The 13,333-nt window shown below is 49.8% G+C and carries 12 protein-coding genes; 5 read left to right on the top strand and 7 right to left on the bottom strand.

Translation table 11 applies throughout. From position 1 onward, the window contains the following. Positions 1 to 96, top strand: a 96-nt coding sequence (locus F3J37_RS16185; RefSeq protein WP_166934416.1) for an IS3 family transposase, incomplete at its 5' end; no start/stop codon positions are given. Between the two features lie 348 nt (positions 97 to 444). After that, positions 445 to 1,929: a sensor domain-containing diguanylate cyclase gene (locus F3J37_RS16180; RefSeq protein ID WP_166934414.1), complete on the top strand. Its 1,485-nt coding sequence runs from the start codon at positions 445 to 447 to the stop codon at positions 1,927 to 1,929. A gap of 19 nt (positions 1,930 to 1,948) precedes the next feature. Here F3J37_RS16180 and F3J37_RS16175 read toward each other — a convergent pair whose 3' ends face one another. Continuing rightward, positions 1,949 to 3,343: a M24 family metallopeptidase gene (locus tag F3J37_RS16175; RefSeq protein ID WP_166934432.1), complete on the bottom strand. Its 1,395-nt coding sequence runs from the start codon at positions 3,341 to 3,343 to the stop codon at positions 1,949 to 1,951. Positions 3,344 to 3,636: 293 nt separating this feature from the next. On the opposite strand from F3J37_RS16175, the gene F3J37_RS16170 reads away from it, so the two are divergent. The 3 genes from F3J37_RS16170 (at position 3,637) to F3J37_RS16160 (ending at position 7,116) form a co-directional block, all read left to right on the top strand. Beyond that, a complete protein-coding gene (locus tag F3J37_RS16170; protein WP_097117921.1) occupies positions 3,637 to 4,629 on the top strand; it encodes a sugar phosphate isomerase/epimerase family protein in 993 nt (330 codons plus the stop codon). A gap of 424 nt (positions 4,630 to 5,053) precedes the next feature. Next, complete coding sequence (locus F3J37_RS16165) at positions 5,054 to 5,701, top strand: N-acyl amino acid synthase FeeM domain-containing protein (RefSeq protein WP_034830125.1); 648 nt, start codon at positions 5,054 to 5,056, stop codon at positions 5,699 to 5,701. Positions 5,702 to 5,856: 155 nt separating this feature from the next. Beyond that, on the top strand, positions 5,857 to 7,116 hold the full coding sequence (locus F3J37_RS16160) for an amidohydrolase family protein (RefSeq protein WP_255464780.1): 1,260 nt from the start codon (positions 5,857 to 5,859) through the stop codon (positions 7,114 to 7,116). Positions 7,117 to 7,191: 75 nt separating this feature from the next. On the opposite strand, the gene F3J37_RS16155 is transcribed toward F3J37_RS16160, so the two are convergent. From F3J37_RS16155 to F3J37_RS16130, 6 genes are all read right to left on the bottom strand, one after another. After that, complete coding sequence (locus tag F3J37_RS16155; protein ID WP_166934412.1) at positions 7,192 to 8,430, bottom strand: aromatic amino acid transporter; 1,239 nt, start codon at positions 8,428 to 8,430, stop codon at positions 7,192 to 7,194. Between the two features lie 113 nt (positions 8,431 to 8,543). Further along, the gene (locus F3J37_RS16150) at positions 8,544 to 9,332 is read right to left on the bottom strand and encodes a hypothetical protein (protein WP_166934410.1); all 789 of its coding nucleotides are present in this window, start codon (positions 9,330 to 9,332) and stop codon (positions 8,544 to 8,546) included. Between the two features lie 9 nt (positions 9,333 to 9,341). Then, positions 9,342 to 9,536 (bottom strand): hypothetical protein, encoded by a 195-nt coding sequence (locus tag F3J37_RS16145; protein WP_034830156.1) that lies wholly within the window; start codon positions 9,534 to 9,536, stop codon positions 9,342 to 9,344. A gap of 290 nt (positions 9,537 to 9,826) precedes the next feature. Continuing rightward, on the bottom strand, positions 9,827 to 10,837 hold the full coding sequence (gene iolG, locus F3J37_RS16140) for a bifunctional inositol 2-dehydrogenase/D-chiro-inositol 1-dehydrogenase (RefSeq protein WP_160833845.1): 1,011 nt from the start codon (positions 10,835 to 10,837) through the stop codon (positions 9,827 to 9,829). A 33-nt stretch (positions 10,838 to 10,870) separates the two neighbouring features. Next, on the bottom strand, positions 10,871 to 11,692 hold the full coding sequence (locus tag F3J37_RS16135; protein ID WP_166934408.1) for a TIM barrel protein: 822 nt from the start codon (positions 11,690 to 11,692) through the stop codon (positions 10,871 to 10,873). Between the two features lie 143 nt (positions 11,693 to 11,835). Further along, the gene (locus tag F3J37_RS16130; RefSeq protein ID WP_166934406.1) at positions 11,836 to 13,281 is read right to left on the bottom strand and encodes a sugar porter family MFS transporter; all 1,446 of its coding nucleotides are present in this window, start codon (positions 13,279 to 13,281) and stop codon (positions 11,836 to 11,838) included. Between the last annotated feature and the right edge of the window lie 52 nt (positions 13,282 to 13,333).

The following is a 13,333-nucleotide window of genomic DNA, read 5'->3' as shown; positions in this document are numbered from 1 at the left end:
GATGGTTACATCCGCTGGTACAATAGTCATCGGATCAAGCTGTCGCTGGGTGGAGTGAGCCCAGATATGTACCGGCAAAAACTGGGGTTAATATAATCAATCAGTCCAAGAAATCGTCCGCACCCCCAAAAGTGACATTATCAAATTGGACTCTCAATCAAAGTGCGCATAATCATGATTATGTTAAATTTGATGTTTTGATGCACACCACACATCATGCTGGGCTTTCTGATGCTCACTTCCTTACGGCGCCAATTCTCGCTCATCAGATTTATTCCACAAATGCATAAAATTTTCTTTACTCAGCTTATGACAGTTACATGAATCCTGTAATATCCCTATCCACTCTGCCCACCTTTTTAGCATGCACAAAGAGTATCAATGCGTAAAAGTGTCCTCTCAGATAGCACCCCTCGTCTGCTAAAGACTTCTCTTGGAAGAAGTATGGCCGTATTTCTGCTTTCCATCAGTTTACTGGTGGTGGCTATTAATGCCTGGTCTCTTTGGCACTCCTGGCAGCAACACCTGACAGAAAAAGAAGAGGATGCACGCAATCTCTCGCTCTCATTAGCCAAACAAGCTGAAGATGCCTTTTTACAGGTTGATATTACCCTCGCGGATGCTGTGCGCCAGTTACGTCAAAACGGCAACAGCTTTGCTGCAACACCGCAGTTCCTGCATCAAATCAAAGACCAGCAAAGCAAGCTCCCTCAGCTGCACGGATTGTTTGTTTACGATACCGAGGGACATTGGGTGGCTTCATCTGGCAACTTCACGCCGACCAATGCCAGTAACGCCGATCGCGATTACTTTGTCTGGCATCGGACGCATCCCAGTCTGGATATCCATATCAGCCATGTCATCCGCAGTCGCTCCACCGGTGATCTGGTGATACCTGTTTCGGTTCGTCTCAATGATAATGCGGGGAATTTTGCTGGTGTCGCCCTTGCGACGGTCAAAGTGGATTATTTCCGGCAGTACTACAGCTACTACACGCTTGGCGATAAAGATGCGTTGGGATTGATCCTGGCGGATGCCACTGCCCTTTATATTCGCCCTTTTCCTGACTCTTATATTGGCCGGACCCTTTCCGGCAGCCCGCTGTTTCAAACCGAGCTTAAATCGGCGTCGAGCGGCAGCGCGACCTGGCGTTCGACTCTTGACGGTGTAGAACGTGTATTTGGTTACGCTCGACTGGAGCGTTATCCACTGATCGTGACGGCAGGATATGACCGCGATCGGATTCGCATGGAGTGGATGGCGGCTAATTTGACCAATGTCTTGCTCAACATCGTGCTGTTAATAACCATTACCGGCATGGGCGTCTTTGTATTGCGTCAGGTGGGTACCAATGTGCGTAATCAAATTGAGCTGACCCATGTTCGTGATGAACTGACCACCATCAACCATACGCTGCAATCCCTGGCGTTGGTCGATGGTTTGACCGGGCTGGCGAATCGCCGTCAGTTCGATGCTCTGCTGGAGCAAGCCCTGCTTCGTTCAGAAAAGCACGCTGAGCCGCTCTCGCTGGTGATGATCGATATCGATTATTTCAAACGCTATAACGATACCTATGGGCACGTTGCTGGCGACGAGTGCTTGCAGGATGTAGGCCTGGCGCTAAAGGATAGCGTGCATTATCAAGGCGATATCGTGGCACGTTATGGCGGTGAAGAGTTTGCGATCATTCTGCCCAGCACCTCAGCGTTTGATGCAAAAAAAGTGGCGGAGCGCGCGGTCAGATTTGTTGCAGAAACCGGCATTGCACATGAAAGCTCAGATGTTCCAGCTGGCGTAGTGACCATCAGCGCTGGCTACAGCACGCTGACGTCAACCGGTAAAACCGGCGAAGCAGACCAGCTGAAACAGGACGCCGACAAAGCCCTTTATCTGGCAAAACGCAGCGGGCGTAATCAAATTAAGCCCTGATGTTCGCTATCAGTGCGCTCTATTTCTTCACGCTGAGAGACAGGTGTTTAGCGAGCAAAAACGGCCTTAAATAGCCAACAGCATTGGATAGCGGCAATACATCGGCATTGAGTTTAATGCCGATTTCATCGCGCAGGTAATCACGTCGACATGTCATTCGCTGCCAAAGTTTCGGATACGCTTCAGCGATCTTAGCCTGAAGTGATGAATCGGCCAACGCAACACACTCTTCTGCGCTGACACCGTTATAGCCCGGTACCGATGGAATGATATCGAGCTGCAATATCATGCCACTTCTCAACAGTTCGCCGGAATTTGGGTAAACCGGCGATGACATCCACTCTTCATCAGCAACCAGATGGCCAGGATTGAGATGCCAGCCATATCGGGTTTTGGGCAGTACATCTTCGATCACGTCATAAAGCTCACCGCCAGACATACCCACGCGGATATTTTCCAGCCAGGCTACCTGTGCAGAGAAGTAGGGTTTAGCGATTCGGTCTAACCAATCTTTCTGAGCGTCAGGCAGTTCAGCAGGACTGGCGATAACGAAAGCAGCTCTGCTGGACAAGCCACCTTTAAAACCTGTGGTCAGCGACAAAGGATCGCCGTGCTGCACCCTTTTGTATGTTGGATAAAGGTTAGCATGATCGAAGCGGACGCCGGTGGCAGCGATGGAGACCACCGTATTGTATTGGCCTTCCGCCGTCAGAAGCGCGCCCAAATCAATTTCCCGCACTCCTACTTCCACCGCGTCCATCGCATTAAGAATACAGTTAGATGCCAGATTGGCCCCATACTCATAATGCGCGATTTCATTGGCGTTGTTGGTCACTCTTGCCCCTCCAGCGCCGCTAATAAATAAGTGCGCTGCATTTAGCAGTTCAGCCTCTTTTTTCAACGTGCGTTGCAACGCATCAACAATAAAATAAGGTACATCGAAATAGGCAGAACCATTGCCTGCGGCTGGGGTGAACATTTTCCATCCCACCAGGCCTACTTTACTTTTGTTACTCAAGCCAGCAGATGCCAGAAGGTTTTCAAGCGGTGTTTCATGATCCATTGGCTGGTTAGGCAGCGAAAACAACGGGCAGTGAAGCAACGTGACAGGTACGCGTGAAAAGCGAGCCAGTTTGAGATTCTCATTCCCGAGAATAGCGGTACATTCTCCACTGGCATCAACGATTAACAGCCCCTCTTCAAAACGCGGGATGAACCCTGTTAAGTATTCAAAATTCCCGCCGTGTTCTTTGTCTGCATAAATGACCAGCGCATCAAAACCGCCGTCGACCATCCTTTGCATAACCTTATTTTTTCGCTCCAGCATAGTCTTGTCGGAGAGGAAAACGGGTTCAACCTGGGTAAATTTTATCGGTGCTTTAGTCGGGCCAAGCTGAATTGGGGGAGACATCATGATGAATGACCTCAGGTTAACGTGTTTAAGGCTGGAGTGGCGAAAACTGATTGCCGCAGGATTAAGCAAGGTAGCACCTGTTGATTTTAATTGTGCACGGATAATGTCTTTACCGATTCCTTTCTCACTTCAGACACACAAATTTTGTGTGAGGCCACCCTCAATTTCTTCACTCAATGCTGGTTAAGCAAGAAGCTCAAGGCGCAGAATGGAATATATAACCGTTAGTGAATATATATTCAACCCAACATTGTAGCGCCTCGGATTACCCTAATACCTAAGGAGAATGTCTTATGAGTGGTTACACCTACCCGAAATTTGGTGCCGGTTTGTGGCATTTTGCTAACTACATAGATCGTTATGCCGTCGACGGATACGGTCCGGCGCTCAGCACGCTAGACCAGATCAAACTGGCTGGCAGTGTTGAAGACTTATCGTATGTTGATGTGCCCTATCCCTTTACTGAAGGTGTTACCGTTGCCCAGGTTAAAGAAGCCTTAGACCAGGCTGGGCTGAAAGCGATTGGCGTGACGCCTGAAATCTATCTGCGCCGCTTTTCTCGCGGTGCCTTTACTAATCCTGATCCCGCACTGCGCAAACAGGCCTTCGACCTGATGCATGAAGCGGCCACAGTCGTGCGGGAATTGGGTGCCAATTATGTGAAAATCTGGCCGGGACAAGATGGATGGGATTATCCCTTCCAGGTTGATCATAAAAATCTTTGGAAACTGGCGGTTGATGGCATGCGCGAACTGGCGAGTGCCAATCCTGATGTCAAATTTGCCATCGAGTATAAACCGCGTGAACCACGCGTTAAAATGACCTGGGATTCCGCTGCACGCACCTTACTAGGGATTGAAGATATTGGACTCGATAACGTCGGCGTGTTGCTGGACTTTGGCCACGCGCTATTTGCCGGTGAATCACCAGCGGACTCAGCCCAGCTGATTATTGATCGTGGAAGACTGTTTGGGATGGACGTGAACGATAACTTACGTGGTTGGGATGACGATCTCGTTGTCGGCACAGTGCACATGACAGAAATTTTTGAGTTCTTCTATGTGCTCAAAATCAATAATTGGGATGGCGTATGGCAGCTAGACCAATTCCCCTTCCGTGAAGACCATGTTGAAGCCGCCAATCTGTCGATTCGATTCCTGAAGCATATTTACCGTGCACTGGATAAGCTGGATATTGCCGCATTGCAAGCGGCGCAAAGTGAACAAAATCCACTCAAAGCCCAGAAAATCATTCAAAATGCGCTGTTAAGCAGTATTGAAGACTAGCCCTGTTGTGCCCGGCACTTTTTTTGGCCGGGCAATCTCATGCTCTGCGCTCGCCATCACCAATCAATAAACTCTACTAATCTGTAAACCTGCGAAAATGTAGGGCTTCATCACATTTATCTCGCGAATCAGTACAATTATTCGTTTAAGCCATATCCAACTAGCAAAACACATAAGTGGATCTAAATTTTCATCTCAAAGTAATTCCATTGTTCATTTTTGTTTATTATATTAGCGATACTTTAACGTGGATAGGTTGAGGTATACCGTGTATTTATCAAGGAAATCAGTTATTAGCAGTGCGATATCTGATGGCGTACTTAATAAGAGAACGCATAGAATCTGCAAAATACTTAATGATAATGATGACAGGATCAGCATTGCACCTGCCACCGGTTTTATAGAGTTTCTCAAAGGAATGGAAATGACCAACGGCGAGTATCGCCGCACTGGCATAGTTAAAGACAGCCGCTCTATTTTCCTCTACAACGAAGGTCTTCTTAATCCTAACAGCACCCTATTCCTCGCGAGAAAAGAACAAGATATTTTGGGCACCATCAGCGTGATAGGCCGCCATGAAAACAACATCCCCTGCGCCACGTTGTTTCGTGAAGAACTTGACGCGTTGCGCCTGGAACAACGCAAAGTGGTTGAGTTAGGCACCCTCTCAGTAAAACACCAATCAGATAGCGACAATTTGGTGTTTATGCTTTATCTCAAGATCATGATTTACACCATATTTGTTGAAAAAGTGGATGATATATTCATTCAGGTTAAGGCAAATGTGGCCTCATTTTATGTGCGTAATTTCTTGTTCAAAAAGGTAGGGAAGAACAAGCTGCATCCGGATTACAGCAATCTTGAAGCCTCCCTACTACGTGTGGACGTGAAAAGCATTCGCGAAAAAATCTATGAGCAGAAGTGTTATGGCTCAAGGGGTTGGCTGCGCATCCTGAACGAACTTGGGTTGTTGAAGCAATATCGGGTTATCTCTCACCAATGCCGGCAGTGCTCTCGATTCACGCCAGATAAACGCGATGCTGAAGTTTATCAATACCTTTGTAATCTTTAACTGCCCCCCGATGACAGAACTTTAGATGCGCGCGATAAACTGCTGTTTAGCTTCAATCGACGCAGTGGCTTACTGATGCGCATCTTTCAGTGATTTTATTGGATGTTGTAACTTAATCCCGTAATAAACAAACGGAGCATTGCCAGAGAAATTGCCTGCAATATCCTGAGGCAGAGGTTATCGATTGCCGTCAACGCATTATTATCCCGGGTATGGTCAATACGCACACGCACCTATTTCAGACGCTCTTAAAAGGGTTGGGCGACGACATGGTGCTGAAAAAATGGTTTACCTGTATGACCGGACCGAGTGCTGTCGCGTTAACGGAAGAGGATGTTTATGCCGCAGCCCTGCACGGCTGCATGGAGTCTCTGCGCTCAGGCGTCACTTCGCTGGTCGATTTTATGTATGCCCATCCCCGGCCGGGTTTGACAGCAAAAGTCATTGAAGCTTTTGAGGTCAGTGGTATTCGCGGTCATGTATGCCGTGGATTCCTGACCACTGGCGCTGAACATGGCATCCCTGAAGCACTTATCGAAACGCCGGAAGCCGCGCTGGCAGACGCACGTCAGGTTATTCATCAATTTCATAAAGCCGACGGCCGCGTCAAAGTGGGCCTGGCACCCAGTATGATTTGGGCTCTGGATGAGAAAGTGCTGCGCGGTAACCGTGAGCTAGCCAATGAAACTGGCGTACTCATCACTACGCATGTGGCGGAAACTGATTTTGAAATTGAACAAGCCAAACTGCGTTTTCAGGGAACAGATACCGAATTCCTGAGTGATATCGGTTTCCTCGGTGCTGATGTATTGGCCGTGCACTGTGTGCAGTGCAGTTCTCGTGATATCCGCGCGCTAAAACATCACGACACACGCGTCTCGCACAATCCATGCAGTAACTTATATCTCGCGTCCGGCGTGCCTCCCATACCTGAAATGCTGGCGGCAGGATTGACGGTAGGACTCGGCTCTGACGGCCCTGCCAGTAGCAATAATCACAGCCTCTTCCAGGCGATGAAGGTTGCCGCACTCCTGCAAAAAGGGGTACACCGCGACCCCACCATTATGACCGCGGAGAAGGTGCTGGAGATGGCCACCATTGATGGTGCCCGAGCCATTGGTCTTGATCATCTGGTCGGTTCATTAGAAGTCGGTAAGCGCGCGGATGTGGTTATTGTTGATACTTCGCATCCGGCGATGACACCCATCCACCACCCAGTCTCATCGCTGGTATATTCCGCATTAGGTCATGAAGTCAGTGATGTATTTGTTGACGGTGCGCATTTGCTGCGAAATGGCGAATTTACTCAGATCAACCAGCAAGCCGTAATGGCGCGTTCACAACGTGCGGCACAATCACTGGCCGCACGAACCGGCAATGACACGCCACGAGGCTGGCGTTCAATGGCGTTTTAATCGGTGTTTCTTATGGCTTTGAATGACCCAATAAACAACCCCTTCACTCAGCAGGTGAGATTGAATTGCTTTAAATCAAGCGCCACCGAAGGTGGGCAGCCAGCCCACCCAGCTCAGTAACCAGGCGACGATATTCAGCACACCGAAAATCATCACCAGCACAATCGGAAGCGTGGAACGCGGCATCCCGGCAAAACGCTGTTGTGCTTTCCATGCCAGCATTGCCGGGATAAACACGGCCCAAAGCGTTGCAAACAGTCCTGCGAAGCCAATCGCGGCGACAAAGCCATGTGGCCAGAATAATGACGCCATCAACGGTGGCAGAAAGGTCAGGCAGGCGGTTTTCAGCCGTGCAGCAGGAGAATTGCCCCAGCCTAAACGATCGGCGATGAAGTCAAACAGACCGGCTGTAACCCCGAGAAAGGACGCAATCACTGCGAAATGCGAAAAGATGGACATCATCAATGCCAGGGCGCTGACGTGCAGATGATTGCTCAGGGCCGCCATCAGCGCGGCGATATCGCCACCCTGCTGCACGATTGCAGGAAATGCCGCGCGTGGCAAATTGCCCATGGTGCTGGTAACCCAGAACAGATAGAGTGCCAGCGACATTAGGGTACCAAGCACCAGTGCTTGAGTGATATGCCGTTTGTTACCATCGTAATAACTCACCAGCCCGGTGATATTGCCGTGATAACCAAAAGACGCCAGACAAAACGGCAAGACACCGAGAGCATAAGGCCAATAGCTTTCTCCAACTGGCGCCGCGCTGATCAACGAAGGCAAACTGACCTGCGTCATCAAACCGCCAAATAACAGGATAAGCAGCAGAATTTTCGCCAGTACGCAGAAGGTCATTAAACGACTCACGCCAGTGGTACCGAGCCACACCACGGCGGCAACGCAGAGCGTTAGCGTGATTTTCGCACCGGCGGTGGAGAGCGGCAACCCCGCCAGGTTGAGCGAGTGCTGATACACCGGACCGCTGGCGGAGATGTAGGCATAAGTCAGGATGCCCAGCACAAACAGAATGCTCAGACCGTTGAGCGTTGCCCAACTTCTACCCAGCAGATCTTTGGTTAAGGTATCGTAACCGGATCCCTGCGGATAATGCAGGCTGGTGCGCATAAACAGAAAACCTGATAGCAACATCGCGCCCCACGTCACCAATAACAGCAGCAGCGCCCAACCAAACCATGCACCGGCCATCACAATTGGCAAGGTGAACATACCCGCACCCACCACCGTGCCGCAGATAATCATCGCGCCCCACCAAACGGAAGGTTGGCGACGGCTCAAGGTTAAATCCGTCATTTTGTAAAATCCCTGCAAACATCAAAGGCGGCGATATTACACGGAAAGCGGCGTGAGGGAGAGGCAACGGCAGCAGGTCGTGACGCGCTGAGTGTCAGCGTAGGGTGACAGCGTCACTCGTCAGAGAGGTGTTCAGACTTGTTGTTGATGAATTCATCGAAACATTGGTAAGTGCTGGTATCAAATAACGAAATGGCCTCTACTTCATGCATTGGTATCACATGCCGGAAATGTTGCAGGTTCAATCCCTTTGAGTCCGCCGTAATCCCCTTCTTCAGATAGAGTTCGTAATAACGATGTTGTTCGTGATAATACAACGTGTCCTTATCCCGGTAGCCACTGATACAAGGGATGATAGACAGGTGCTGGGTGAGACTGTGCTCTATACGAGGTGCGGCGACATAACCAATGTAGACCTTGCGTGATTTAAGCGTAACGAAAATCAACATGTCCTCATCAATAGCCTGAACCAGCAGGGATTCAATCGCATCCAGGGCTGCCATTTCACGATAGGCGGCCTGACGGACGCGTTCGTCACGCAATGATTTTTGTGCGGCATCACCTGCCCTCCAGGCGATAAAACACCCTGCACACAAAGAGAGAATGAAAAACAGTGGATATGAGAGAGCCGTTTTGTTCGTTAACCACGAATAGAAGTCTTTGATGCCATAGGTGGACACAAACAGATGGGGGATTGAAATAATGAGACTAACAATGAGTAAAAACAGGTAGATGAACAGAACCAGGCAAAATCCCTGAATGACAAACTTGCAACCATGCATGGCAACATAAAAGTACGATGTCCAGCCATTAGTTCTGGCCTGGCGTATGCGTGATTGATAATGATTTTCTGTAAACCAAAAGCCACAGACCAATACCACCATAATCACCAAGGGACCCATCGTTAATCCTTAACGTTTCGCGGCCAATTCCTTCATGCGAGCCTGCATGGAATCGCGGACCTGAGGATTACTCATATTTAACCAGGCATTACCGTTCGCATCAGTGATAATTTTGCTGTCATTTGACTGCTCAATATCCTGCTGGTTGATTGATTGCATCAATCGCCCCGGCATGCTGAGAAAACGCTCCAGAAATTTTGGCATATGATCTCCTGACTTCACGAAGTTTAAACCGTCAACGGGCATCAACCGTTTCAACATGATGCCTCCTCAAAGTAAAAACTCAACCTTTCCTGAAATTTCGACATTTAAATGTGGGCAACATTCAATTCAAGTCTGAAAAAGTAGCCCTTTTAGAAGGCGAAACAAGCCATCTCGCTTTAAATGAACTGAATATTTATACAGCACTTAGCGGTAAATCTCCAACGATAAATCAAGCACACTTGCTGACGCTGGCTACTGACACGGGCGCACCTGGTGCGCCCGTGTTTCCGTCATTGATAAAACGCGGGGCGTGGAGGCATAGTAATCGGCACAATCTCACCGTTGTTCTGCGCGGCAACACAAGCATCGGCAGCAACCGCCGCAGCATAGCCATCCCAGGCCGATGGGCCCGTCATGTTGTCAGACAACACATTGTTAATGAAATCCTGCAATTCCACATCATAGGCATCGATGAAGCGCTTTTTCCAGTCGGTCAGAATTCCCGTGGAGAGTTTAGCCGCGCTGCGCGTCTGAACGGACATCGGCTCAGGTAAGCTCGCAATCCCGGTCTCACCCACCACTTCACACTGGATATCATAGCCATAGGCACAGTTGACGAAAATTTCGACGTCAATACGCACACCTTTCGCCGTTTCCAGCAGCACTATCTGCGGGTCTTTTAGATGGGATGAGGCTTTACGGGTTTTACGCGGGTAAATCACCTGAGCACTGACGTAATCGTCTTTCAGCAACCAGCGCAGAACATCCAGTTCATGGATCAGCGTATCGGTAATTGCCATGTCCGTGGTGTAGGCATCGCCGACTTCCGGGTTACGGTGTGCGCAGTGCAGCATCAAGGGTTCGCCAATGTCTCCGCTATCAATAACGCTTTTCAATGCACGATAGCCGCTATCGTACGGGCGCATGAAGCCAACCTGCACGCGCTTTTTACCACTCGCGATCTCCGCCTCCACAATGTTCATACAACCCTGCGCCGTCACCGCCAGCGGCTTTTCACAAAATACCGCTTTCCCGGCTTTAATCGCTGCCAGCACAAATTCTTCATGTGTCGGGCCCCATGATGTCACCAGAACCGCCTGTACATCGGGAGCATTAATCAGGTCATGTGCATTGTCATAGATCTCGGCTTTGAGCGCTAGATCGGTCAGGATCTGCTCGCAGTTAGCACGGTTGATGTCATTCAGTGCAACCACGCGAGCATTTTGCAGCACCTGACTGCAACGACGAATGTGTTCGCGCCCGATTGCGCCAGTGCCAATTACACCAATATTCAGCGTCATGGTTTGTTCCTTCGTTCTTCTGTACGAGTAAAATTAATGGTTCAGATAGTCAATGCTGGTACGAATCTCACGCGCGATATCCGCTTCGCTCCACGCTTCCATCACTGACGAGAAAGGTTCAAACGCGTAAGTACCGGTGTAACCTCTCTCCTCCAGGCGCTGGACTTGTCGTTTCGATTGCAACATGTCATCAGCGCTGAGCATGATGCGTTCTTCATCAGTCAATTCTGCAGTTGGACGTGTATCCGTCACACCAGACAGGTGAACCAATCCGATGCGGTTAACATCAACGCCACCGGCGAAATCCTGTTCTGCGCCTTCATATAAATGATGATGGAAGGTATCGAGCACGATCTTGAATGGCACATCTGCCTGTTTGATCAACTGTTGTGCCAGTGCCGCCGAACGCAGCGAACTCTGTGGAAAGCCCAGGGGTTCCACCAGCCCTTCAATGCCGTATTCGGCGAACAGCGGCGCAAGCGTTTTTAAAGCGGCAACCGTTTGTTCACTGGAGACCACCGTTCCGTCATTGAGTGGGCACAGCACCAGCGCTTTCGCCCCGGTTTCACGTGCGTCCTTTAATAAACCCCGTGTTTTTTCCAATACCTCAGCAGATAACTGGTTAAAGGGATACACCGCATTGATTGTTTCGATGGTCAGCGCATGTTGATTTGCCAATTCACGAATTTTCTCGCCCCCTAAACCATCCGTCACACTTCCGCCCTTCATATCATTACGAATCTCGACCTTATTTATCCCTAAATCTTTCACCAGGGTGAAAAACTGATTAACGGTTAAGTTCGGCGCAATTTTTCGATTAATACAAAAACGGTCACGGCTTATTTTCTGGCTCATGTTATTTCCTGAAATAATTATCAGCGCATTGTGTTTTGGTTATTCTGTTTTGCTGCAGTGTTTAGCGTATTTGATAGTAATTTATCTTCTGGATTTATACTGCGTCATCGTTGAGTGATTTACATCAAGCTCGCGAATCCATCCTAAGGCTTGCCGTCATACAGCGCGAAGAAGTAATGCTCGACCTGTTCCAGACTACGCCCTCGCGTTTCCGGAATGGTGCGCAGCACAAACATCGAGCCACCAATACCGATGATCGCGAAGGTGAGGAATGCGCCTGCAAGACCAAAAGCAGCCAGCAATATCGGAAATGCCATTGAAATAGCAAAGTTGGCCATCCACAGTGCGAACACCGCGCCGCCCATGCAGATCCCACGCATGCGCGCCGGGAAGATCTCCGAAAGCAGCAGCCAGGTCACCGGGGAAAGTGCGCCTTGCTGGAAACACAGGAACATCAGCATGCCAGTCAATACCAGATAGGCACGCAGCAGATTGACCTCTCCGCCTGCCAGATATTCCGGCATGAAGAAGCACACGGCGGCAATAAAGAACAGGCAAGCCGTACAGCCCATCTGTCCCACCAGCACCAGCGGTCGACGACCGATTTTGCCTATCATCCAAATCCCGACCAGGGTCATCAACACGGAAATGACGCCGTTGGCAATGGTGGCAAACAGCGCGGCATCATTGCTCAGCCCCGTTGCTGTCAGCATGGTCGGCGCGTAGTACATAATGGTGTTCACGCCGGTCAACTGCTGGATGGCAGCGATACCAATACCTAACAGAAACACCTTACGTAGCCAGGGCGTACGCAGATCGCGCAGCCGACCTTTACCTTTCTGCCGGTTTTCTTCAATGGTCTCTTCAATCTCTTCTAACTCCCACTCAACATCCTCTGCTGCACGGGTCTTCTCCAACACATGCCTGGCTTCGCGGGCATTGCCTTGCATCACAAGCCAGCGCGGGCTTTCTGGCATAAAAATCATGCCCAGCCACAACAGCACGGCGGGAACAGTCGAGAGTGCCAGCATCCAGCGCCAGGTATGTTCACCGCCCCAGATTTCATTGAAGGTTGCATTCGAGACATACGCCAGCAGTTGACCCGATACAATCATCAACTCCTGTAAGGTCACCAGTTGGCCGCGTTTATTGGCTGGCGCGATTTCAGCGATATACACCGGCACAGTCGCCGCAGCACCGCCCACGGCAATGCCGAGGAAAAGTCGTGACATAATCATCGACACAACATCCGGCGCAAAGGCTGAACCGACTGCGCCAAGGGCAAAAATAAACGCCAGAGTGATGATGATTTTGCGCCGGCCCATGGCATCGGCGAAATGTCCGGCCAGTAAAGCGCCGAATGCGGCTCCAAACAGTAACGAGCTGGTCACCAGGCCCGTGGTGAAGGGCGTTAATTGCAGGTCACTGCGCATAAATAACAGCGCACCCGATACCACCCCAGTATCGTAGCCAAATAATAATCCGCCGAGCGTTGCCACCAGCGCAATAATCTTCACAAAAGGCTCAGTTCGCGTCACGCTATTCGGGCCTGACGCGGTATTGGTCGAGATATACAGTTCTTTTTCCATAACCTCTCCTGGTAAAAACGCATTTGGAAATACAGCAGAACAAAACAGAAAA

The sequence above is a fragment of the Candidatus Pantoea communis genome, assembly GCF_011752685.1.
Lineage (GTDB): Bacteria > Pseudomonadota > Gammaproteobacteria > Enterobacterales > Enterobacteriaceae > Pantoea > Pantoea communis.
Note: the sequence above shows the minus strand (reverse complement) of the source record. Positions and strands in the feature narration are given on the sequence as shown.